This window comes from Streptomyces sp. NPDC014801 (assembly GCF_043082085.1).
In the GTDB taxonomy this organism is placed as follows: Bacteria; Actinomycetota; Actinomycetes; order Streptomycetales; family Streptomycetaceae; genus Streptomyces.
Map to the genome: position 1 here is coordinate 51783 of NZ_JBIBXG010000010.1, position 22928 is coordinate 74710.

The window sequence follows — 22928 nt, forward strand, 5'->3', positions numbered from 1 at the left end:
GGCCGGTTGAACCGACTGTGCCCTGACCAGCTGCATCGTCACGGCCGGCCGCGGAGCAGACCGGCGAGGCGGCGCACAACGGCGTGCGCGGCCCCGGGCCTGCCGTCCCCGCCCCGTCCGCCCCGACGGCAGCGGCGACGGCAGGCCCTCGCTGTTTCCACCCCACCCCACCCCACGCCCGCCACGCCCACCCCGCCGGCCCGTCGCCGCATGAAGCACCGTGGCCGCCGGCCCCGCCGCGTCACCCCGCAGGGTGGTTTCCCGGTGCCGGTGGGCGCAACGCGGGTCGTGGCGGGCGGACCTGTGTGCGAACGCCGTCACCCTGTCGCACATGCTCACACCTCTTGCGCGTCCGGCAGGGCGCCGGACCGGCGAGCGCCGCCGCCGGTCCCTCCTGGCCAGGGCCGGGACCGTGGCCGCCACCGTCCTGGCGCTCGTCCTGACCCTGCCCGGCATCGCGGCCGCCGCCCCCGGCGATCCGGACCCGTCCTTCGACGGCGACGGCCGGGTCCTGACCGACTTCGGCGGCTACGACTACGGCAACGACCTCGCCGTCCAGCCCGACGGCAGGATCGTCACCGTCGGCGCCGGGACGAGCGCGGCCGGCGACGCCGACTTCGCGCTGACCCGGCACACCCCCGACGGCAGCCCCGACCCGTCGTTCGGCGGCGACGGCAAGGTCACCACCCCCGTCGCCCCCGAGGGGCTGGACGACTGGGCCAACGCCGTGACCCTGCAGCCCGACGGCAAGATCGTCGTGGCCGGAACCGCCTGGCGGGACGCGGAGAACTGCTGCTGGTTCGTGGTCGCCCGCTACAACGGCGACGGCAGCCTCGACCCCACCTTCAACGGCGACGGCGTCGCCTACGCCGACCTCGCCGGGCCCACCGAGGCCCTCGACGTCGCGATCGACTCCGGCAACCGGATCGTCGCCGCCGGCTACTCCGGCGGCACCCTCGCCGTGGCCCGCTTCAACCCCGACGGCAGCCCCGACACCGGCTTCGGCGGGACCGGCGTGGTGACCGCCGACCCGGCGCCCGGCTCCCTGGAGGAGGGCGGCGACGGCCGCGCCCTCGCCCTGCAACCCGACGGGAAGATCGTCGTCGGCGGCGAGGTCGGCACGACCCGCTTCGACTTCGTGCTGATGCGCTTCAACGGCAACGGCAGCGTCGACACCGGCTTCGGCTCCGGCGGTATCGCCCGCACCGACTTCGGCGGCTACGAGGCCGTGGAGTCCCTCGCCGTCCAGCCCGACGGCAGGATCGTCGCCGCCGGCTCCAGCGACAGCCGGTACGCGCTGGCCCGGTACACCACCGACGGCAGCCTCGACCCGAGCTTCGACGGCGACGGCCGGGTCACCACACCCGGCGGCAACGCGAGCGACCTGGCGCTGCAGAGCGACGGGCGGATCGTCGTCGCCGGCGGCACCACCGGCGGCGACTTCGGCGTCCTGCGCTACAACCCCGACGGCGCACTCGACGGCGGCTTCGGCAACGGCGGCCAGGTGACCACCGACTTCGGCGGCGGCGACACGGCACGCGGCGTGAAGCTCGACTCCTCGGGGCGGATCGTCGCCGCAGGCCAGGGCGGCCCCGGCAGCGACCTGGCGCTGGCCCGCCACCAGGGCGGCGGCGCCACCCCGCCCCCGCCGCCGGCCGGCGCCGATCTGGCGGTGACCAAGACCGGCCCGGCGACCCTCACCCTGGGCGACCGGGCCACGTACACGGTGCGGGTGACCAACGCGGCCGGCTCCACCGCGACCGCGACCGGGGTGACCCTGACCGACACCCTGTCCGGTGCCGGCGGCACCCTCGTGTCGGCGACGGCCTCGCAGGGCGGCTGCACCCTCACCGCCACCACCGCGACCTGCGCGCTGAACTCCCTCGCGCCCGGCGCGAGCGCCACCGTCACGGTCGTCGCCGAGCCCCGCACCTCCGGCACGCTCACCGACACCGCCCACGTCACCGCGGGCCAGACCGACCCCGCCCCCGGCAACGACACGGCCACCGCGACGACCGGTGTGACCAACTCCCGCGGCTGCACCATCGTCGGCACCAGCGCCGCCGACACCCTCACCGGCACCGCCGGCAACGACGTGATCTGCGGCCTCGGCGGCAACGACACCATCCGCTCCGGCAGCGGCACCGACACGGTCCACGGCGACTACGGCAACGACGTCATCGACGGCGGCACCGGCAACGACACCCTCTACGGCGGCCCCGGCAACGACAACGTCTACGGCAACTACGGCGCCGACCGCGTCACCACCACCGACGGCGTGACCGCCAACGACACGGCCAACGGCGGCCCCGACCCGGACACCTGCACCACGGACCCGGGCGACACCCGCATCAGCTGCCCGTGACAGCGCAAAGGGTGGGTGCCCCCCGGCGAAAGGCGCCCGCTCGCAAGCGGGCGCAGTGAAGGGGCTCCCGGTCCGCGCGTCGCTGCGGCACGCGGACCGGGGCCGTCGAGGGAGCCCCGAAGGGGGCTAGCGGGACGCCAGCTCGCGGGGTTCGAGCGCCGCGGCGTGGAGGTCCATCTGCTGCGCCGCGAGGATCGCCACCGCGGTGTCGGCGCGCGAGGCGGCGACGACGAGGGCCCGGCCGGCGAGGGCGTGGGCGCGCTCGTGCAGCGCCAAGGCGTCACCGGCGGCGGGCGTGGGCATCGCGCGGACCGGCGTACGGCCTCCCCGCAGCCGGGCCACCTGGTCGGCGAGCCGCTCCCCGGCGGCGTCCAGGTCGCTCGAGGGCGCGAGCGCGCGCAGCTCGTCCGTGACGGCGAGGAGGGCGGCGAGATGGCCGGCGAGCTGGATGTCCAGCTCCTCCTCGCGGGAGCGGTGGGGGAAGTCCGAGGGCATGCCGGCCATCGTGCTGTGGACCGACTTGGTGCGGATCGGTTCGTACATGGATGGCCTCCTCAGTGCTTCAGGAAGCCATCCTAGCTTGGATTCTGTCTAAAGTTGAGTCGTTCACAAAAGAGGACGCCGTGCACACCGAGCGTGAGCGTCAGGGCTGGCTGTAACCGTCCAGGAAGCGGCCGATCCGGCCGACCGCGTCCCGCAGGTCGGTCACCGACGGCAGGGTCACCACGCGGAAGTGGTCGGGCTCGGGCCAGTTGAAGCCCGTACCCTGCACGACCATGATCTTCTCGCGGCGCAGCAGGTCCAGGACCATCCGCCGGTCGTCCTTGATCTTGAACACCTTGGGGTCCAGCCGCGGGAAGAGGTAGAGCGCGCCCTTCGGCCGTACGCAGGTGACGCCGGGGATCTGGGTCAGCAGCTCGTAGGCCGTGTCGACCTGCTCCTTCAGCCGCCCGCCCGGCAGCACCAGGTCGTTGATCGTCTGCCGTCCGCTGAGCGCGGCGACCACCCCGTGCTGGCCCGGCATGTTGGCGCACAGGCGCATGTTCGCGAGGATCGTCAGACCCTCGATGTAGGAGTCGGCGTGGGCACGCGGCCCGGAGATCGACATCCAGCCGACGCGGTAGCCGGCCACCCGGTACGCCTTCGACATGCCGTTGAAGGTGAGGGTGAGCAGGTCGGGGGCGACGGCGGCGGTCGGGGTGTGGGTGGCGCCGTCGTAGAGGATCTTGTCGTAGATCTCGTCGGAGCAGACCAGCAGGTTGTGCCGGCGGGCGATGTCGGTGAGCCCCTTGATCACGGACTCGTCGTAGACGGCGCCCGTGGGGTTGTTGGGGTTGATGATGACGATCGCCTTGGTGCGGTCGGTGACCTTGCGCTCGACGTCGGCGAGGTCGGGCATCCAGTCGGACTGCTCGTCGCAGCGGTAGTGCACGGCGGTGCCGCCGGACAGCGACACGGCGGCGGTCCACAGCGGGTAGTCCGGCGCGGGGACGAGCACCTCGTCGCCGTCGTCCAGCAGGCCCTGCATCGCCATGACGATCAGCTCGGAGACGCCGTTGCCGATGAAGACGTGCTCGACGTCGGTCTCGATGCCGAGGGTCTGGTTGTGCATGACGACGGCCCGGCGGGCGGCGAGGAGGCCCTTGGCGTCGCCGTAGCCGTGCGCGGTGGAGACGTTGCGGAGGATGTCCTCCAGGATCTCCGGGGGGCACTCGAAGCCGAAGGCGGCCGGGTTGCCGGTGTTGAGCTTGAGGATGCGGTGGCCCGCCGCCTCAAGCCGCATGGCCTCCTCGAGAACCGGGCCCCGGATCTCGTAACAGACGTTGGCGAGCTTGGTCGACTGGATCACCTGCATGTCAAGGAGCTTACGGCCGCATAACGCGCCATGGGTGGTGTTTTCCGCCACGTGAGACACGGCGTTTTGACCGGTTATCGCCGTCGGCTGTCCCAGAGGCCTCTTGCGTCCCTAGAATCCGCGCTCATGTCCAGCGCAGGCCAGTACGACAGCGGAGCGCACGACGCGCCACAGGGAGCACCGCCGAACGTGTACGTCCCGGCGCCGCCCCCTGCCCCGGCATACGAACACTACGCCGACCCCGCGGCCGCCCACGGCTGGCAGAACGCCTACGACGAGACCCGGCCGCTCCCCGCGGTCGGGGCCGAGCCGCCCCACCCGCCCCTGGACGCCGCCGCGGCCGTCGACCCCTACGGCCCGCCGGTCGCCCCGGCAGGCGTGGATCTTCCGTACGCCCCGGAAGCCGCCGCTCCCGCCGTGGCGGCCGGTGGTGTCCCGGCCGGGCCGCCCGCGGGAGTCGGCTCCCGCAGTGCCCGGCGGGCCGCGGAGCGCAAACGGGGCGGCCGGCGCCGTGTGGTGATGGCGGGCGGCGCGCTGGCCGTCGCGTCCGCCGCGGCGCTGCTGGGCGCCTTCTCCTTCTCCGGCTCACCCTCCGACGGCACGCAGGGCCGCCAGGACCAGGACCCCGTCCCGTCCGCGCCGGACACCACCGCGGACGACACGGCCTCGCCGGCCTCGTCGGAGCCGCCCACCTCGGCCTCCCAGCCCCCGGACCCCGCTTCCACCGCCCCGGTCACCTCCCCGACGCCGAGCACCCGCCCCACCACGCAGACCCCCCGGGCGACGACACCCCCACCGCAGTCCGCCACCCCGACACCCACGTCCTCCGAGTCCACGCCCCCGACCCCGACCCCGACGTCCACCTGGCCCACCAAACCCGGCCACGGCCCGGGCGGCCCCAAACACCCCCGATAACAACGAACATGCGGTTCCCCAGCACCCCGGGGAACCGCACCCCCCTCAGGGGCGCGGGGAACTGCGCGCCCAGCCCCCGCGGCCTCGCACCCGGCACGACCACAGCCGTCCCGGGCTGCCCCACCAAGCCCGCCGGGCCGCGCAACGGCAACTGCACCTTCCCCAGGGGCGCGGGGAACTGCGCGCCCAGCCCCCCACCGTCCCGCACCCGGCACAACACAGAACCCACCCCCTCCCCACCCGCCCCCCGCCCAGCCCCGCAGGGAGCCGCACAGGGAAACCCCTACGCCTCGCCCCCGCACCTTGTTCCCCCCACACCCCGACGATGACAATGCGCATGACAATTGAGCGGGCGGCCGGAGCAACTCCGGTCGCCCCCGTCGTAAGAGGGGACCCCACATGCGCAAGCCTCTCGTCGCCGCGGCGTTCGCGCTGGCCGTCACCGGCGCCGGCGTCGCACCCGCGGTCGCCGCTCCCGAGCGGAGCGCGCCCACGACCACGCCCACCCTGAAGGCCGTCGACTTCGCCGGCACCGTCGCGCTCAGCAACTGCTCCGGGTCCGTCGTCCGCTTCCCCGCCTCCACGGACAGCGACCCCGCCCTCGTGCTCACCAACGGCCACTGCCTGGAGACCGGTTTCCCGGCGCCCGGCGAGGTCGTCGTCGACCAGCCCTCCTCGCGCTCCTTCACGCTGCTGAACTCCTCCGGCCGGGGCGTCGGCACCCTGCGGGCCGGCAAGGTCGCGTACTCCACGATGACCGACACGGACGTGACGATCTATCAGCTCACGCGCACCTACGCGCAGATCAAGAGCACCTACGGCATCAACGCGCTCACCGTCCAGGACACCCACCCGGTCGCCGGCACCGCCATCAAGGTCGTCTCCGGCTACTGGAAGCGCATCTACTCCTGCAACATCGACGGCTTCGTGTACCGGCTCAAGGAGGGCGACTGGACCTGGAAGGACTCGGTCCGGTACACCTCCGCCTGCAACACCATCGGCGGCACCTCCGGTTCGCCCGTGATCGACAACGCCACCGGCAAGGTCGTCGCCGTCAACAACACCGGCAACGAGGACGGCCAGCGCTGCACGGAGAACAACCCGTGCGAGGTCGACCAGAACGGCAACGTCACCGTCCGCCAGGGCATCAACTACGCCCAGGAGACCTACCAGATCCCCGCCTGCTTCGGCATCGGCAACAAGCTGGACCTCGGCCGCAGCGGCTGCGTCCTGCCCAAGCCGTAGCCGCCGGGGGCGGGCGGTGCGCGCTCAGCGGCCCGGGCCGCGCACCGCCCGCCCCGCCAGCACGTCCGTGCGCCGCCCGTCCTCGATCACGAACCGCCCGTCGACCAGCACGTACGGGATGCCCGTCGGCAGCCGGCGCGGCTCCTCGTACGTCGAGCCCGCCGCCACCGTGGCCGGGTCGAACAGGACCAGGTCGGCCCGGTAGCCCTCGCGGACCAGGCCCCGGTCCGGCAGGCGCAGCCGGGCCGCCGGCCGGCCGGTGAGGTGCGCGACGCACTCCTCCAGCGACAGCACCCCCAACTCACGTACGTAGTGGCCGAGGTAGTGCGGGAAGGTGCCGTACGCCCGCGGATGCGGCTTGGCGCCCTGGAGGATGCCGTCCGAGCCGCCGGTGTGCACGCGGTGCCGCATGATCGCCCGCACGTTCTCCTCGTGCCCGACGTGCTGCAGGATCGTCGTCCCGAGCCGGTCGCCCGTCAGCAGCCGCCGCGCCACCGTCCACGGCTCCTCGCCGCGCCGCGCGGCCGACGCGAGGACGGTGTGGCCGACGTACTCCGTGAGCGAGGGATCGCTCACGCCCGAGATCTCGACGGTCTCCCACTCCACCGGCACGCCGTGGCAGCCGTCGGAGCCCTCCACCTCCAGATGGCGGCGGATGCGCTCGGCGGTGTCGTCGTCCGCGAGCCGCTTCAGCAGGGCCTGCGGGCCGCCCTCGCCCGCCCAGCTCGGCAGCAGGGCGGCCAGCGTGGTCGAGCCGGGCGTGTACGGATAGGTGTCCAGCGTGATGTCCGCGCCCGCGGCCAGCGCGTCGTCCAGCAGCGCCAGCAGCTCGGCCGCGCGCCCCTTGTTCACGGCGAAGTTCATGGTGGCGTGCGCCAGATGCAGGGCGCAGCCCGCCTCACGGGTGAGCTCCACCATCTCCGCGTACGCCTGGAGGGCGCCCGCGCCGTAGGAGCGGTGGTGCGGGCAGTAGTAGCCGCCGTAGCGCGCCACCACCCGGCACAGCTCGGTCAGTTCGGCGTCCGGCGCGTACATGCCGGGCGTGTACGTCAGCCCCGAGGACAGGCCGACCGCGCCCTGCTCCATGCCCTCGGCGACCAGCTGCCGCATCCGTTCCAGCTCCGCGGGCGTGGCCTCCCGGTCCTCCCAGCCGACGGCCAGCGCCCGCACGGTCCCCTGCGGGATCAGGTAGGCCGCGTTGACGGCGATGCCGCGGTCGAGGCGGTCCAGGTACTCGCCGACCGAGCGCCAGTCGAAGTCGATGTCGTCGCCGGGGCCGTTCCAGCCGGCGATGGCCCGGCGGACCTCGTCCAGGGTGCGGTCGTCGACCGGCGCGTACGACAGCCCGTCCTGGCCCAGCACCTCCAGCGTCACGCCCTGCGCGGCCTTGGCGCTGTGGTCGGGGTCGCGCAGCAGGGCCAGGTCGCTGTGGGCGTGCATGTCGATGAACCCGGGGGACAGGACCAGGCCCTCGGCGTCCAGCTCGCGCATGGCCTGCGGGCGCTGGCAGCCGGCCGCGGCCGCCTCCTTGACGACGGACACGATCCGTCCGTCGTCGATCACCACGTCGGCGCGGTAGGAGTCGGCGCCGGAGCCGTCGACGACGTCCGCGTCCCGGATGACGAGGTCTTCCACGCCGGCCTCCTAGAAGAACGTACGGATGTAGTCGACGACCGTGCCGTCCGCCTCGGCCACCGGGATCAGCGGCCACTTGTCGAACGACGTGCACGGGTGCGACAGGCCCAGGCCCACCCAGTCGCCCACCTCCAGCTCCGCCCCGGGGGCGGTGCGCAGCCAGGCGTGCTGGTCGGACAGTCCGGTCACCTCGATCCCGGCCGCCTCACGTTCGGCGCCGTCCCGGCGTACCACCTGCGCCACCGGCAGGTCCAGGTCGTAGGCCGCGTCCCGCTTGCCCGCGTTGAGGAACGCCTGCCCGTCCGTGGGCCGCGAGACGACCTGCGCCCACAGCCGGAACGCCGGCTCCAGCGCGCCCTCCTCGGGTACCCGGTTGAACGGGGTGAGACGGCGGTAGTGGCCGTCGTCGTGGCTGACGTACGCCCCGGAGCGCAGCAGCTTCAGCACTGGCGCGGACAGGCCGGGGATCTCCGCGAAGACCTCGGCGACCGCGTCGAACCAGGCGCTGCCGCCCGCGCTGACGACGATCTCGTCCAGCCCGGCGAACCGTCCCGCCTCGTCGAAGCCGGCGGCCAGCGCCACCAGTCGCCGCAGCCACGCCGTCACCCGCTCGTGGGTCGCCTGCGGCACCTCGCCCTCGTACCCGGCGACGCCGACCAGCCGCAGGCTCGCGGCGGCCGCCACCGCGTCGGCGACGGCGGCGCACTCGGCCTCTGTGCGCACGCCGGTGCGCGCCCCGTCCCCGGCGGCCAGTTCCACGACGACGTCCAGGGGGCGCGCGGCGCCCGCGAGCGCCGCGTCCATCAGCTCGACGCCGCGCACCGAGTCGACGTAGCAGATCACCCGGAAGCCGGGGTCGGCGTCCTGCTCGGCGGCGATCCAGCGCAGGGCGGCCGGGTCGACGAGCTCGTTGGCGAGGAACACCTGCTGGACGCCGAAGGCCCGGGCGACCCTCACCTGGTGCGGCACGGCGAGCGTGATGCCCCACGCGCCGTGCTCGATCTGCCGCTGGAAGAGCTGCGGGGCCATGGAGGTCTTGCCGTGCGGCGCGAAGGCGAGGCCGTGCCGGGCGGCGTACGTCTCCATCAGCCGCAGGTTGTGCTCCAGGCGCTCGGCGGACAGCGCGAGCACGGGCGTGGCGAAGCCGCCGTCGAAGAGGTTGCGGCGCTGGGCGGCGAGCTCCGCGACGGTGAGGCCGTCCGCGTCCGGCGGGAGGCCCTTGAAGCGGTGGTCGACGCGTTCGTCGGCCAGGCGGGCGAGGGCGTCACTGCCCATGGAAGCCTCCCTGATCAGGTGCGTTGCACTTATTGCAACGCTCGTTGCGTATGTCGCTTACCGCTGTCTAACATCTCGGCCAACGCGGGGTCAACGACGGCCGACCCCCTCACCGAGGAGCTACGACGATCGTGACCGCCACCGGACCCGGCCATGCCCCCGACGCCGAGGTCGTCGACGTCGCCACGCTCGGCGAGTCCATGGTCACGTTCCTTCCCACCCGGCCCGGCCGCCTCGCCGACGTCCCGTCCTTCGACCGGGCGATCGGCGGCGCCGAGTCCAACGTCGCCTGCATGCTCGCCGCCGCGGGGCACTCCGTGCGGTGGATCAGCCGGGTGGGCGCGGACGGCTTCGGCGACCACCTGGTCGAGGCCGTCGGCGCGTACGGCGTCGACGTCACCTCCGTGCGCCGCGACCCGGCCCGCCCGACCGGCGTGTACTTCCGCACCGCCGGGGAGCGCGGCACGGACGCGCACGAGGTGGCGTACTACCGCGCCGGGTCGGCGGCCTCCGCGATGTCCGCCGCCACGGTCGACCTGGCGGCGGCCCGCGCGTGCCGCGTCCTGCACCTGTCGGGGATCACGGCGGCCCTGTCGGACGACTGCCGGGACCTCCTGCGCGAGCTGACGCAGCCCGGTGCCGAGCGGCCCCTGATCTCCTTCGACGTCAACCACCGGCCGGGGCTGTGGTCCGCGTCCACCGGCCCCTCCGTGCTGCTGGAGCTGGCCCGCAGGGCGGACATCGTGTTCGTGGGGGAGGACGAGGCGGAAGCGGCCTGGGGCGTCACGGGCGGCCCGGAGGCGATCCGCTCGCTGCTGCCGCAGCCGCCGACGCTGGTGGTGAAGCAGGGGGAGCGGGGCGCGACGGCCTTCTCGGCCCGCACCCCGGTCGCCTTCGTGCCGGCCCTGCGCGTGCACGCCATGGCCACCACCGGCGCCGGCGACGCCTTCGCCGCCGGCTTCCTGCACGCCACCCTCCGGAACCTGCCGGTGCGCGACCGCCTGCGCCACGGCCACCTCTGGGCCGCCGCCGCCCTCACCACCCCCGGCGACCTCACGGCGCCCCCCGCCCGCGCACACGCCGACCGGCTCGTCGCCGTCGACGAGCGGACATGGGGGACACTTCGACTCGGCCCCGGCTGGACACAGGCCGGAGCGGCCGAAGAGGAGGTACCCACCCCATGAGCCAGACCGTCGACCGCGCGCTGAGCATCCTGCCGCTGCTCGCCGAGGGCCCCGCCGACCTCGGCCAGGTCGCCGACCGCCTCGGCGTCCACAAGTCCACGGCCCTGCGCCTGCTGCGCACCCTGCACGAGCACGGCCTGGTCTACCGCCAGAACGACCAGCGCTACCGGCTCGGCGCCCGCCTCTTCGCCCTCGCCCAGGAGGCGATGGAGAACCTCGACATCCGCGAGATCGCCCATCCCCACCTGACGCGCCTCAACGAGGCGTGCGGCCACACCGTCCACCTCGCCGTGTACGAGGAGGGCGAGGTCCTCTACATCGACAAGGTGGACAGCCGCTACCCGGTGCGCATGTACTCGCGGATCGGCAAGCCCGTCGCCATCACGGTCGCCGCCGTCGCCAAGCTGCTCCTCGCCGACCTGCCCGAACACGAGCGCCGCGCGGTCGCGGAGAAGCTCGAATACCCCCTGTACACGGCCCGTTCGACGCCGAACGCCGACGCCTTCCTCAAGGAACTGGCCAAGGTGCGCGAACAGGGCTGGGCCACCGACCTCGGTGGCCACGAGGAGTCCATCAACTGCGTCGCCGCACCCGTCCGCGGCGCCGACGGCCGGGTGGTCGCCGCGATGTCGGTGTCCGCGCCGAACGTCGTCGTCACCGCCGAGGAACTCCTCACCCTGCTCCCGCTGGTCCGCCGTACCGCGGACGCGATCAGCGGCGAGTACTCCGGCAGAACCCCCGTGTCCCACCCCGACAAGGACCCCGCATGACCGACAAGATCGCGCTGACCCCCAAGACCCACACCACCCCGCCCGCGAAGTTCTCGCACGGCGTGAAGAAGGGCAACATCCTCCAGGTCGCCGGGCAGGTCGGCTTCCTCCCCGCCGAGGAGGGCAAGGCCCCCACGCCGGCCGGCCCCACCCTGCGCGAGCAGACCCTGCAGACCCTCGCCAACGTCAAGGCGATCCTCGAAGAGGGCGGCGCGACCTGGGACGACGTGATGATGATCCGCGTCTACCTCACCGACGTCGACCACTTCGCCGAGATGAACGAGATCTACAACGCCTACTTCGAGGAGCAGGGCCTCACCCAGCCGCCCGCCGCGCGCACCACGGTGTACGTCGGCCTGCCCGCCGGGCTGCTCATCGAGATCGACGCGCTGGCCGTCCTCGGCTGATCCGCTGACGCCCCCTCACCTTCCGTACGCACGCTCACGGTCCGGCGCCCCGACGGGCGCCGCGCCGCGATGCCCCCTGCCCGAAAACAGCATGCCCTTACCCCGCCCCCCGCCCCGTTCCCGCAGAGGACCCCCGTATGTCCCTCTCTCTCGCCGCCTCCGCCCCCGCCGACGCGCCACCCCACACCGGCGGCCTGCTCCTCCTCGTCGGCGGCACGACCGGACTGCTCACGGTCGCCGCCCTCGGCATCGTCCTGCTGCTCTTCCTGATCATCAAGGTCCGACTGCAGCCGTTCGTCGCGCTGCTCGCCGTCTCCATAGCCGTCGGCCTGCTGGCCGGACTGTCCGTCACCGAACTCTTCGGCACCGTCCAGCGCTCCGACGCGGTCTCCACCATCGAGACCGGCATGGGCGGCATCCTCGGCCACGTCGCGATCATCATCGGCCTGGGCACCATGCTCGGCGCGGTGCTGGAGGTCAGCGGCGGCGCCGAAGTGCTCGCCTCCCGCCTGCTGGGCCTGTTCGGCGAACGCCGCGCCCCGCTCGCCATGGGACTGACCGGCCTGATCTTCGGCATCCCCGTCTTCTTCGACGTCGGCATCTTCGTCCTCGCGCCGCTCGTCTACGCCGCCGCCAAACTCCCCCAAGAACCTCCGACAAACTCCGGTTCAGGGGGCACCCCCACCGGCAAGTCGATCCTGCTCTACTGCCTGCCGCTGCTGGCCGGCCTGTCGATGACGCACGCCTTCCTGCCGCCGCATCCCGGACCGGTGGCCGCCGCCGGCCTGCTCCACGTCGACCTCGGCTGGGTCATCCTCATGGGCATCGTCTGCGGCATCCCCGCCGTCCTCGCCGCGTGGGCGTACGCCGCCTGGATCGGCCACCGCCTCTTCGTCCCCGTGCCGCAGGACATGGCCGAGGCGGCCGACGAGGCCAAGGCGGCCGTGCTCGCCGACCAGCGCCGGCAGGGCGTCGCACCGCGCGAGGAACCCGTCCCGCTCGGCACGGTCCTCGGCATCATCGGTACGCCGCTGGTGCTGATCCTCGCCGCCACGTTCTCCTCGATCGCCCTCGACCCCTCCACCGGCCGCTCGGTGATCGAGTTCTTCGGCCACCCCTTCGTCGCCCTGACGATCGCCCTGCTCCTCGCGTACTACCTGCTCGGCGTGCGCCGCGGCTGGTCCCGCAAGTCCCTGGAGACCGTCTCCACGGCGTCCCTGAAGCCGGTCGGCAACATCCTGCTCGTCGTCGGCGCCGGCGGTGTCTTCGGTGCCGTCCTCAAGGCCAGCGGGGTCGCCCAGGCCCTGTCGGACACCTTCCACGACCTGGGCCTGCCGGTGCTCGTCCTGTCGTACCTGATCTCGCTGGTGCTGCGCGTCGCCCAGGGCTCGGCGACCGTCGCGATCGTCACCACCGCGGGCATCGTCGCCCCGCTGCTGTCCGCCGGCCACCACAGCCAGGCGTTCGTCGCCCTCGTCATCATGGCGATCTCCGCCGGCTCCATCTTCGCCTCGCACGTCAACGACGGCGGCTTCTGGATGGTCGCCAAGTACTTCGGCATCAGCGAACGGGACACCCTGAAGTCCTGGACGGTCCTGGAGTCGGTGCTGTCCCTGGCCGGCTTCGCGGTGGCGGCGGTGTTGAGCATCTTCGTGTAACGATGCAGGGGCTGGCTGTGTGCGCCACAGGAACGTCGACCATACTGCCCGCTGTGGAGCAGCGCATGAGTTCGAGCAGCCAGCCCCTGAAGGCAGAGCCCGTGACGGGCGCCGGGTTCGACCCGGCCCACGTCCCCGGGATCACCCCTCCTGTCTCCGGCCCGGCGCCCGCCGCCGAGCCGGACCCCACGGAGGAGGAGACGCGGGCCGAGGAGACCTCCGACACCGCCGAGACGGCCGAGGCCTCCGAGGCCTTGGACGCGGAGGAGGCGGCCCCCGCCGAGGCGGCCGAACCGCCCGCCGACGGGCCGGTGTTCGAGGCCGCCGACCGGCGCGCGCGGATCGTCGCCGACCACGCGGGCGTACGGCTCTCCCTCGACGACCAGGCCTGCGAGTTCCGCTGGGACGAGATCGGCGCGGTGGAGACGGAGACGGCCCGCTTCGGCAAGCGGTTCACGATCACCGTGCACACGCCGGACCGCCGCTGGTACCCGATCGAGATCGACGCCCCCTCCCGCTCCGACTTCGCCCGGTGGGAAGCGGAACTCGACGCGGTGCTCGACGCGTACTTCGAGGACGGCGACGAGAGCAAGGACAGCGCGCAGGCCGGCGAAGAAGCGGAGTGATCCCGGGCGCGGTTGAGCACATCGGGTGGAGATCGCCGCAGGCCCTCTTGTCCCGGTGTGCTCTTTGCGCTTTCTTGACTCCATGGCGGACACCACGGGACACACCACCGACGCACAGGCACCGGACCCCCCGCTCCGCAAGGCGAGTTGGCGCCACATCGGCCCCGGCATCGTGGTCGCCGCCACCGGTGTCGGGGCCGGCGACCTGGTGGCCACGCTGATCGCGGGCAGCAACTTCGGCTACACCCTGCTGTGGGCGGCGGTCGTCGGCTGCCTGGTCAAGATCTCCCTCGCCGAGGCGGCCGGCCGCTGGCACCTGGCCACCGGCCGCACCCTCTTCGACGGCTGGGCCGGCCTCGGCAGCTGGACCAGCTGGTTCTTCGGCGTCTACGCCGTCGTCTGGGGCTTCGTGTACGGCGCCGCGGCGATGTCGTCCAGCGGGCTGCCGCTGCAGGCGCTGTTCCCCCATGTGATGGACCTCAAGTGGTGGGGCGTGGCCTGCGGCCTGGCCGGCCTCGTCTTCGTCTGGTTCAACAAGTACGCCGTCTTCGAGAAGGTCATGACGGTGCTGGTCGGCGTCATGTTCGTGGTGACGGTGTACCTGGCGATCCGGGTCACCCCCCACCTGGGGGACGCGCTCGCCGGACTCGTCCCGGTCCTGCCCGACGAGAAGGACTCCGTCCTCAACACCCTCGGCCTGATCGGCGGCGTGGGCGGCACCATCACCCTGTCCGCGTACGGCTACTGGGTCAACGCCAAGGGCTGGACCGACACCGGCTGGATGAAGGTGATGCGGCTGGACAACCGCGTCGCCTACGCCACCACCGGCATCTTCGTCGTCGCGATGCTCTTCGTCGGCGCCGAGCTGCTGCACTCGGCGAACGTGGCCATCGCCAGCGGCGACAAGGGCCTGGTCCAGCTCGGCGGCATCCTGGAGGAGGAGTACGGCACGGCCACCGCCAAGTTCTTCCTGATCGGCTTCTTCGCCACCTCCTTCACCTCCCTCATCGGCGTCTGGCACGGCGTCAGCCTGATGTTCGCCGACTTCGTGGCCCGGCTGCGCGGCGGCCGGACCCGGGCGACGGGCGAGGAGGTCGCCTCCGGTGCGCGCGAACGCTCGTGGCCCTTCCGCGCCTACCTGCTGTGGCTGACGTTCCCGCCCGTCGTCCTGCTCTTCCAGGGCCAGCCCTTCCGCCTGATCATCCTCTACGGCGTGCTGGGCGCGGCGTTCATGCCGTTCCTGGCGCTGACGCTGATCTGGCTGCTGAACTCCTCCCGCACGCCCCGCCACTGGCGCAACGGCCTGCTGAGCAACGCGATGCTCGTGGTGGCGGGGCTGCTGTTCCTCGTCCTGTGCGTGAAGCAGGTCTGGGACCAGCCGTGGTCGGAATTCTTCTAGGGGTGTCTCGTCGATCACGCCGCGAGGTGCGGTGCCAGGCGTCGCGAGCCCGGCGTGATCGACGAGGCACCCCCTGGTCCCGTCCCGGCTTTCGGGTCAGCCGCGCCAGCGGGGGCTGAGGGCGATCTGGCGGAGCTGCGCGACGGACAGGGCCGGGGTGGCGCGGGTGGCGGCGTCGTGCTGCGTGGCGGAGTTGAAGGCGCTGATCACGACGCGGAAACCGTCGGGACGCATCGTGTCGACGGTCCACATGACGACGCCCTCGCCGCCCTTCTCCCCGGGCCCCTGGCGCACGGCCACCCGCGTGCCGTCGGGCAGCGTCTCGTCGTCGTCGCCGAAGAGGTCGCCGCGGATGTCGTCGGAGCCGGGCTGCACGTTGACCTGCACCAGACTGCGGCCCTTGCCGTCGTCGACGACGGCGTAGGCGAAGTCGGAGTCGTCCCCGCTCTTGTCGACGACCTTCAGCTGCCTGGGCAGCAGCGCGAGCAGATTGCTGCGGGCGTGCAGGTCCGCGCCGGGCGGCTCGGGGTCGGGGGAGTCCGCGCGCGGATCGCGCGGCATGGCGTCGATCAGCGTGCGCCACTCCTTCGCCGAGGCGAGCCGCGTCAGCCCGGCCGGGTCGAGCGGCGGCCGGGACCGGCTGACGGGGGCGTCCTTCTCGCTCGCGGCGTTCCACTCGCTCACCGAGACGTGGTGCCCGGTGGGGGAGACCAGCTCGGCGGTCCAGCGCTTGGTGTCCACGCGCCGGTCCGGATACTCGTACCCCTGCAGGATCGTGAGCACCGACCCGTCGGCGAGCCGGCTGTTCGTGCAGGCGTCGTAGGGGATGTACACCCGGTCCGGGCACTGCACGGCCTGCCGCGCGTCCAGCCCGCCGGGCTGCACACGGTTGATGCTGACGGAGACCGCGGCGGCGCCCTTGCCGTCGTCGTACACGACGGTGGCGTACGGGTGGACCGGCCGGTCCCCCTCCGTGCCGCGCCCCTGCTGCCCGCTGAACTTCCCCTCCGGCATGAGCCGTTGCAGGGTGTCGATCATCTGCTGCCCGGTCACGCCGGGGGCGGCGGTGCTGCGGCCCGGGTGCGGCTGCGCGGCGACGGAGGACTGCTGCGGCGCGGCCGGCGAGGAGCCGTGCCCCCACGGCACCAGCAGGGCCCCGCCCACCCCGGCGAGCGCGACGCCGGTGATGCCGCCGGCGACGGCCGCGCGGCGCCGCAGCCGCAACCGGCGGCCCCGCAGCGCACCGGCGGCGGCGAGCGCGCCCCGGTCGGTCTCGAAGGTGCCGCCGGCCTGGTGCAGGGCGGTGGACAGCCGGTCCTCGAAGGGGTCGCCGTGCGGATCGCTGTGAGGATCGCTGTGCGGGTCGATAGGCATGGCGGAACCACCGTTTCGGTCAGGTCGAAAAAGGTCGGGTCGGCCCGTCGGGGTCAGGGCCGGGCGTAGGCGGCGAGGTCCTCGCCGAGCAGCTCCCGCAGCCGGGCCAGCGCCCGCGTGCAGCGGGTCCGCACGGCCGCCGAACTGGCGTTGAGCACGTCGGCGGTCTCCTGGACGGACCGGTCCTCCCAGTAGCGCAGGACGACGACGGCCCGGTCCTTGGCGGGCAGCCGCGCGAGCGCGTCGAGCAGCGTCAGCCGCAGCGGCGTGTCCCCGGCGGCGTACGGCACCTCGGGCAGCTCGGCCGTCGCCCGCTCCCCGCTGCTGCGGCGCCGCTGATGGGCGAGGAAAGCGCGGGTCAGCACGGTCTGCGCGTACGCGGCCGGGTTGTCGGCGCGGCTGACGCGCCCCCACCGCACGTAGATCCGCCCGAGCGCCTCCTGCACCAGGTCCTCCGCGAGGTGCGTGTCCCCGGCGGTGAGCAGACACGCCGCCCGGTACAGATGCCCGGCCCGCACCGCCGCGAACTCCGCGTACTCCTCAGCGCGGGCCTGTCTCATCTGCTCCCCCTGCGACGTGCCGTACGGTGCCTACACCTCACCGATGCGCTGACCCCCGGGAAATGTTTCACACGAATCCCCAAGTCTCCTCCAAGCTGGGCACCGCTGTGCCGTCCGTACACTTGCGGCCCGTGATCGCGAACACGAGGATGAATGCGAGGATGTCCGCCCACCTCGGTGCGGGCGGAATCCGTGTCCGCGAGGAGGATGTGCCGGAACCGTTTCGGCTCATCGTGCACGAGGGATGGACCGTCGACGGCGATGCTCACCTCCTCACCGCACTGCGCTCGGGTTATCACGGGACCGTTCGGTCGGAATGGCGTGATGTGATCCCTTACGAGGCCGCCGTGAACGGTCGCGGCATGATGGACTACGACCTCCCCGAGGCGGGGCGGGAGCGGCTCGACGCCCTGCTGTGACGCTCACTCGGCTATGCGTGCATCGCCTTGCGGGCCGTCTCGGAAGAACAGAAATGGCCGGTGCTCGGGTACGTGTCCTTGTCCGAGGGAGGGCTCGAGGGCGGTCTGCTCACGGCGCACGTCACCTTCTGCTCCGAGCGGCCGGATCTCCCCCGGTACGTGGATGATGTGAACGCATACAGCCAAGAAGCGCTGTGGGAGATCTCCCAGCAGGACGTGGAGCTTCTGCTCGAGGCGTGAATGCGCCGTCGCCTGGGCTCATGGCTCTGTGCGTCGCTGTACTGCCGGGGAGTGAGCCGGGGGCACCCCGCTCGGATCCAGTGGGTCCGGCAGGGGCACCCCCGGGCAGTGTTCACCGCTTACGGCAGGGCGTGGACGTGGGCTCCCACCGACGTCGACCACGCGTTGCCCGCCGTCGCGTCCCAGTTCGTGGACCAGGTCATCGCGCCGCGCAGGTCGGGGTAGGTCTTCGACGGCTTGAACGTGCCGCAGTCGGTGAGTTTCGTCAGGCAGTCCAGGGCGGCGTTGACGACGCTCGGGGCGACGTAGCCGCCGCCGGCCGCGCGGGTGGACGCCGGGAGGCCGAGGCCGACCTGGGAGGGGGCGAGGCCGTTCTGCAGCTGGATGCAGGCGAGGGCGGTGAGGAAGTCGACCGTGCCCTGGCTGTAGACCTTGCCGTCGCAGCCCAGCATGGAACCGCTGTTGTAGTACTGCATGTTGACGACCGTGAGGATGTCCTTCACGTTCAGCGCCGTCTGGAAGTAGCCGGCGGACGGCGACTGCATGTCGATCGTCTGCGGGGCCATCGTCAGGATCAGGGAGGGGCCCGCCTTCGCCGCGAGGGCCCGCAGCGCCTGCGTCATGTACGTCGCGTTCAGGCCGTTCTCCAGGTCGATGTCGACGCCGTCGAAGCCGTACGTCTGCATCAGGGCGTAGACCGAGTTGGCGAAGTTCGTCGCGGAGGCCGAGTCGTTGATCGAGACGGTGCCGTTCTGGCCGCCCACCGAGACGATGACCTTCTTGCCGGCCGCCTGCTTGGCCCGGATGTCCGCCTTGAACTGGTCCACGGTGTAGCCGCCGAGGCCCGCCGAGTCCAGCGTGAAGCTCACCGCGCCGGGCGTGGTCGTCGCGTCCGCGAAGGCGACCGCGATGATGTCGTACGCCGACGGCACGTCCGACAGCTTCTGGACCGTCGCGCCGTTGTTGAAGTTCTGCCAGTAGCCGGTCACCGCGTGCTTGGGCAGGCCGATTCCGCCGCCCCCGCCGCCCGTCGCGGCCGTCGTCGCGGTGACCGCCGCCGAACGGGCCGACTCGCCCGCCGCGTTGGACGCCGTCACCTGGAAGGAGTACGCCGTCGACGCGGCCAGCCCGCTCACGGTGGCCGACGTGCCCGTCACCGTCGCGGCCTTCGCGCCGTCCCGGTAGACCGTGTACGCCGTCGCGCCCGACACCCCGTTCCAGGACAGGGAGACGGAGGAGGACGTCGTGCCCGTCACCGCGAGGCCCGCCGGGGCGGCCGGGACGGTCGGGGCCGGGTCGGTGCCTCCGCCGCCGTCGGGGCCGTACACCTGCACGTCGTCGGCGTAGTACGCGGCCTGGCCGTACCAGCCGTTGAGGTAGAGCGTCACGGACGTGGTGGCCGAGCCCGTGGTGAAGCTCGTCGTGAGCTGCTTCCACGTCGGGCTGTCCGGCGTCCAGGTGGAGACGTCGGTCGTGCCGGTGCCGGTGACGCCCAGGTAGGCGTAGCCGCCCTGCACCCACGCGCTCAGGCTGTAGGTGGAGTTGGGCTTGACGGCGACGGTCTGGGCGCACCGGGCGTTGTCCTGCCCGGCGGGCGTCGCCTTCAGCGCGGCCGCGCCGCCGTGCACGGGGGAGCCCACCGTCGTCCCGCTGTTCGCGGAGCAGGTCCAGTTGGCCAGGCCGGACTCGAAGCCGGCGTTCCTGACGTTGTTGACGTCCGCTGCGGACGCCTGGCCCGTGCCCACGAAGGTGAGGGCGAGGGCGGCGGTGACGGCGGCGGACCAGAGCCGCGCCGATCGGATGTGTGGGGACATGACAACAAGTTGGTCCAGACCAATTGAGGTGTCAAGGGTCCGGGCGTGAAGAGGTCCAGACCAAATCGGGGGTGAGTGCGGCTTCACCCCCTCGCCGCCCGAACGAACGCGCAACCTGCCCCGGTTTGGCGTGACTTGTGCGACAGCAGTTCCCTTCCGGCTGCACAAACGCTGTTCTCCGGCCACAGACGCGTGGATACAGTGCTCACGTAGTCACGCAGTGAAGTCACGCCGGTGCACTCACGTGACCGGTGGGACCGGCCGGTGTGAAGCGGGGACGTGAGGGGGGAGCTGCACGTGCCAACTGCCGTCGCCGTGACCAGTGCCGACCTGGCGCTGCCGGCGCAGGACGAGCGGACCCTGCCCGCCGTCGTCCTGCCGGACCTCGACCGGCAGCCGCTGGAGCAGGCCGTGCTCAGCCTGCACACCCTGGTCGAGCAGCACGGCCATGTCGTCGTCGTGTACTCGCGGGGCGCGCCCGCCGCCGTCGAGCGCCGGCTGCACACCGTGCGCTCCCTGCTGGAGAGCGACCGCATCGCCCTGTTCCGCCCCGACCTGCCGCCGCTCGCCGTCGCCGTCCTCGCCCGCCAGCTGCGCCAGCTCGCCTCCTGCGACCTCGGCCCCGGCGTCCTCGCCTCGGCCGGCCGGCTGCTCACCCACTACCTGCACGCCGGCGCCCTGCTCGGCTCCGTCGCCCGCCTCGACCGCGTCCCCGTCGACCTCAAGGCGCACGCCCGCTCCTGGCTGCCGGGCAGCCAGTTCGCCGTTCTCGCGCACCCCGAACCGCAGCTGGTGCGGCTCGGACCCGGCGCCGCCCTGAAGGGGCCGGAGTTCGCGACCCGGCTGGTGCACGCCAGGGGCCAGCTCACCTCCGACTGGGTCACCGCCGGCCTCGCCCCCGCCTGGAACGTCCAGGGCGTGCACGAGGCCCCGCTGCCCGCCGAGTCCGCCACCTGGTGGGGCACCGGCAAGGTCGTCGAGTTCTGCTCCCACCTCTCCGACCTCTCGGTGCTGTACCAGCTCGTCGCCTCCGTCCGGCAAAGCCCCTGCCACTGGTGCGGCATCCAGGTCATCGGCGACCGCTGCGTCTTCTGCTCCGCCGCCCCGCCGCCCGCCCACGACCTCCCGGTTCCCGCGGGCTGAGCCCGTGCGACCGCCCCGCCGACCCCCCTCGCCCACCATCCGATGAGGTTGCACGGTTCATGAACTCCCGTCAGCGCCGCGGCGTCATCCTCCTGCTCCTGTCGGTCCTGTGCGCGCTCGGCGCGTTCGCCGGCGTGCTGTCCGTCGTCGACGACGTGAAGTCGAAGGTCGGACCGGAGGTCACCGCGTACGAGGTCAAGAGCGACGTGGCGCCCTACACCGCGCTCAGTCCCGGCCAGTTCACACAGGTGCGGATGCCTAAACGGTGGCTGTCGGACACCGCGGTCACCGACCTGTCCGCCCTGCGCGGCAAGATCGCCGTGACCACGCTGCGGGCGGGCTCCCTGCTGCAGCGCGACATGATCGTCGACCAGCCGGCCCTGCGCCCCGGACAGCAGGAGGTCGCCATCATGATCGACGCGGCCACCGGGGTCGCCGGCCAGATCACCCCCGGCGCGTCCGTCAACGTCTACGCCACCTTCGAGGGACAGAAGGCCGGCGACCCCGACCAGTCCCGGGTCATCGTCACCGGCGCCCGGGTCCTCAACGTCGGCAAGCTCACCCCGCTGGAGCCCGACGACGACCGGCGCACCCGTACCACCGAGGCCGTCCCCATCACCTTCGCGCTCTCCGCGCTCGACGCCCAGCGCATCACGTACGCCGAGTCGTTCGCCAAGCGGGTCCGCCTCGCCCTCGTCGCACCCGGCGGCGACGGCGGCGTGCCGGCGCAGGAGAGGACCTACGAACTCGCCAAGGACAAGTGAGAGGCCCGCATGCCCACGAGGATCCTTGCCGCGGTCGGCGACGCCGACGCCGTCCGGTCCCTGACGACCCTGCTCAGCCAGCTGCCCGACGCCGAACCCGCCGCCCCGGTCGTCGACTCCACCCAGCTCGTGGACACCCTCGCCCGCCTCGCCGCCGAGTCCGTCGACGAACTGCCCGAAGTCGTCGTCGTCCACGAACGCATCGGGCCCGTGCCCGCGCTGGAGCTGATCCGCGAGGTCGCCCTGCGCTTCCCGTCGGTCGGCGTCATCCTCGTCACCACCGACGCGAGCCCCGTCCTCTTCTCCGCCGCCATGGACGCCGGCGCCCGCGGCCTGCTCGCCCTCCCGCTGTCGTACGAGGAACTCGCCCACCGCGTCCAGGCCGTCGCCCAGTGGTCCACCGGCGTACGGCGCCACCTCGGGCACGGCGGCGACGTGTTCACCGGCTCCGGCGGCACCGTCGTCACCGTCAGCGGCGCCAAGGGCGGCGTCGGCACCACCGTCACCGCGGTCCACCTCGCCCTCGCCGCGCAGGCCGCCGGGCGCGCCACCGCCCTCGTCGACCTCGACCTGCAGACCGGCGACATCGCCTCCTACCTCGACGTGCAGTTCCGCCGCTCGGTCGTCGACCTCGCCGCCATCACCGACATCACCCCGCGCGTCCTCGCCGACGCCGTCTTCACCCACGACACCGGACTCGCCCTGCTGCTCGCCCCCGCCGAGGGCGAACGCGCCGAGGACGTCACCGACCGCGCCGCCCGCCACCTCGTCAGCGCCCTGCGCTCCCGCTACGACGTGGTCGTCGTCGACTGCGGCGCCCAGCTCTCCGGCGCCGGCGCGACCGCCGTGGAGATGGCCGACACCGCCCTGCTCGTCACCACCCCGGACGTGGTCGCCGTACGCGGCGCCAAACGGGCCGTCCGCCTGTGGGACCGGCTGCAGATCCGCAAGGCCGAGGAGACCACCGTCGTCGTCAACCGGCACACGCGCGGTACGGAGATCCAGCCCTCCCTCATCCAGAGGATCACCGGCACCGCCCTCGCGAACACCGCGATCCCCGCGCACTTCAAGGAACTCCAGGCCGTCGTCGACGCGGGCCGGCTGCACGAGCTGGACCACAAGTCGGCCGTCAAACAGGCCCTGTGGACCCTCGCCGGCGAGCTCGGCCTGGCGCGCACCTCCGAGGGCGGCCACCGGGCGAGCGGACGCGGCACCCTCGTGCTGCGGCGCAGGAGGGAGGGCGGGTGAGGCGGCGCACGACGGACGGGGGCCAGGTCACC

The 22928-nt window shown here is 72.8% G+C and carries 21 protein-coding genes; 14 read left to right on the forward strand and 7 right to left on the reverse strand.

Annotated features, from left to right (window positions below; genetic code table 11):
* Positions 1–331: 331 nt before the first annotated feature.
* Positions 332–2365 (forward strand): calcium-binding protein, encoded by a 2034-nt coding sequence (locus tag ACF1AL_RS24080; RefSeq protein WP_391827320.1) that lies wholly within the window; start codon positions 332–334, stop codon positions 2363–2365.
* A gap of 126 nt (positions 2366–2491) precedes the next feature.
* Here the strand turns inward: ACF1AL_RS24080 and ACF1AL_RS24085 are convergent, their stop codons facing one another.
* Positions 2492–2908: a hypothetical protein gene (locus ACF1AL_RS24085; protein WP_391705267.1), complete on the reverse strand. Its 417-nt coding sequence runs from the start codon at positions 2906–2908 to the stop codon at positions 2492–2494.
* Positions 2909–3008: 100 nt separating this feature from the next.
* The gene (locus tag ACF1AL_RS24090) at positions 3009–4220 is read right to left on the reverse strand and encodes a pyridoxal phosphate-dependent aminotransferase (RefSeq protein WP_366840041.1); all 1212 of its coding nucleotides are present in this window, start codon (positions 4218–4220) and stop codon (positions 3009–3011) included.
* 126 nt (positions 4221–4346) lie between these two features.
* Between ACF1AL_RS24090 and ACF1AL_RS24095 the strand changes: the two genes are divergently transcribed.
* Together ACF1AL_RS24095 and ACF1AL_RS24100 are read left to right on the forward strand one after the other, a co-directional pair.
* On the forward strand, positions 4347–5135 hold the full coding sequence (locus ACF1AL_RS24095; RefSeq protein WP_391780072.1) for a hypothetical protein: 789 nt from the start codon (positions 4347–4349) through the stop codon (positions 5133–5135).
* Between the two features lie 399 nt (positions 5136–5534).
* Positions 5535–6380, forward strand: a complete 846-nt coding sequence (locus tag ACF1AL_RS24100; RefSeq protein WP_391657326.1) for a serine protease — start codon at positions 5535–5537, stop codon at positions 6378–6380.
* A gap of 24 nt (positions 6381–6404) precedes the next feature.
* On the opposite strand, the gene ACF1AL_RS24105 is transcribed toward ACF1AL_RS24100, so the two are convergent.
* Together ACF1AL_RS24105 and ACF1AL_RS24110 are read right to left on the reverse strand one after the other, a co-directional pair.
* Positions 6405–8015 (reverse strand): amidohydrolase family protein, encoded by a 1611-nt coding sequence (locus ACF1AL_RS24105; protein ID WP_391827322.1) that lies wholly within the window; start codon positions 8013–8015, stop codon positions 6405–6407.
* 9 nt (positions 8016–8024) lie between these two features.
* Positions 8025–9290 carry an amino acid deaminase gene (locus ACF1AL_RS24110; protein WP_391827324.1) on the reverse strand — a complete coding sequence of 422 codons (1266 nt, stop codon included), beginning with the start codon at positions 9288–9290 and terminating at the stop codon, positions 8025–8027.
* Positions 9291–9421: 131 nt separating this feature from the next.
* Here ACF1AL_RS24110 and ACF1AL_RS24115 point away from each other — a divergent pair, with 131 nt between their 5' ends.
* From ACF1AL_RS24115 to ACF1AL_RS24140, 6 genes are all read left to right on the forward strand, one after another.
* Entirely contained in the window at positions 9422–10474 is a 1053-nt protein-coding gene (locus ACF1AL_RS24115; protein WP_391827326.1) for a sugar kinase, read from the forward strand.
* The gene (locus tag ACF1AL_RS24120; RefSeq protein ID WP_391657322.1) at positions 10471–11244 is read left to right on the forward strand and encodes an IclR family transcriptional regulator; all 774 of its coding nucleotides are present in this window, start codon (positions 10471–10473) and stop codon (positions 11242–11244) included. The genes ACF1AL_RS24115 and ACF1AL_RS24120 overlap by 4 nt, the downstream gene beginning before the upstream one ends.
* Complete coding sequence (locus ACF1AL_RS24125) at positions 11241–11651, forward strand: RidA family protein (RefSeq protein ID WP_366840048.1); 411 nt, start codon at positions 11241–11243, stop codon at positions 11649–11651. Before ACF1AL_RS24120 ends, ACF1AL_RS24125 begins: the two co-directional genes overlap by 4 nt.
* 137 nt (positions 11652–11788) lie before the next feature.
* A complete protein-coding gene (locus ACF1AL_RS24130; RefSeq protein WP_391780077.1) occupies positions 11789–13309 on the forward strand; it encodes a GntP family permease in 1521 nt (506 codons plus the stop codon).
* Positions 13310–13362: 53 nt separating this feature from the next.
* On the forward strand, positions 13363–13935 hold the full coding sequence (locus ACF1AL_RS24135; RefSeq protein ID WP_391827328.1) for a hypothetical protein: 573 nt from the start codon (positions 13363–13365) through the stop codon (positions 13933–13935).
* Positions 13936–14017: 82 nt separating this feature from the next.
* Complete coding sequence (locus ACF1AL_RS24140; protein ID WP_391827330.1) at positions 14018–15334, forward strand: Nramp family divalent metal transporter; 1317 nt, start codon at positions 14018–14020, stop codon at positions 15332–15334.
* Between the two features lie 96 nt (positions 15335–15430).
* Here ACF1AL_RS24140 and ACF1AL_RS24145 read toward each other — a convergent pair whose 3' ends face one another.
* Complete coding sequence (locus ACF1AL_RS24145) at positions 15431–16708, reverse strand: hypothetical protein (RefSeq protein WP_391827332.1); 1278 nt, start codon at positions 16706–16708, stop codon at positions 15431–15433.
* 53 nt (positions 16709–16761) lie between these two features.
* A complete protein-coding gene (locus tag ACF1AL_RS24150; protein ID WP_366840053.1) occupies positions 16762–17268 on the reverse strand; it encodes a SigE family RNA polymerase sigma factor in 507 nt (168 codons plus the stop codon).
* Positions 17269–17399: 131 nt separating this feature from the next.
* Here ACF1AL_RS24150 and ACF1AL_RS24155 point away from each other — a divergent pair, with 131 nt between their 5' ends.
* Positions 17400–17687 carry a hypothetical protein gene (locus ACF1AL_RS24155; RefSeq protein ID WP_391827334.1) on the forward strand — a complete coding sequence of 96 codons (288 nt, stop codon included), beginning with the start codon at positions 17400–17402 and terminating at the stop codon, positions 17685–17687.
* Positions 17688–17765: 78 nt separating this feature from the next.
* Complete coding sequence (locus tag ACF1AL_RS24160; protein ID WP_391827336.1) at positions 17766–17927, forward strand: hypothetical protein; 162 nt, start codon at positions 17766–17768, stop codon at positions 17925–17927.
* Positions 17928–18046: 119 nt separating this feature from the next.
* Here the strand turns inward: ACF1AL_RS24160 and ACF1AL_RS24165 are convergent, their stop codons facing one another.
* The gene (locus ACF1AL_RS24165; protein WP_391827338.1) at positions 18047–19741 is read right to left on the reverse strand and encodes a chitinase; all 1695 of its coding nucleotides are present in this window, start codon (positions 19739–19741) and stop codon (positions 18047–18049) included.
* 297 nt (positions 19742–20038) lie between these two features.
* Here ACF1AL_RS24165 and ACF1AL_RS24170 point away from each other — a divergent pair, with 297 nt between their 5' ends.
* Genes ACF1AL_RS24170 through ACF1AL_RS24180 form a run of 3 tightly spaced genes read left to right on the forward strand, consistent with a single transcriptional unit; the run spans position 20039 to position 22896 of the window.
* Positions 20039–20884, forward strand: coding sequence for a hypothetical protein (locus ACF1AL_RS24170; protein WP_391827340.1), 846 nt, complete (start codon positions 20039–20041; stop codon positions 20882–20884).
* 59 nt (positions 20885–20943) lie between these two features.
* Positions 20944–21648, forward strand: a complete 705-nt coding sequence (gene cpaB, locus ACF1AL_RS24175; RefSeq protein ID WP_366840057.1) for a Flp pilus assembly protein CpaB — start codon at positions 20944–20946, stop codon at positions 21646–21648.
* Positions 21649–21657: 9 nt separating this feature from the next.
* The gene (locus tag ACF1AL_RS24180; RefSeq protein ID WP_384208813.1) at positions 21658–22896 is read left to right on the forward strand and encodes a CpaE family protein; all 1239 of its coding nucleotides are present in this window, start codon (positions 21658–21660) and stop codon (positions 22894–22896) included.
* The last annotated feature ends 32 nt before the right edge of the window (positions 22897–22928 follow it).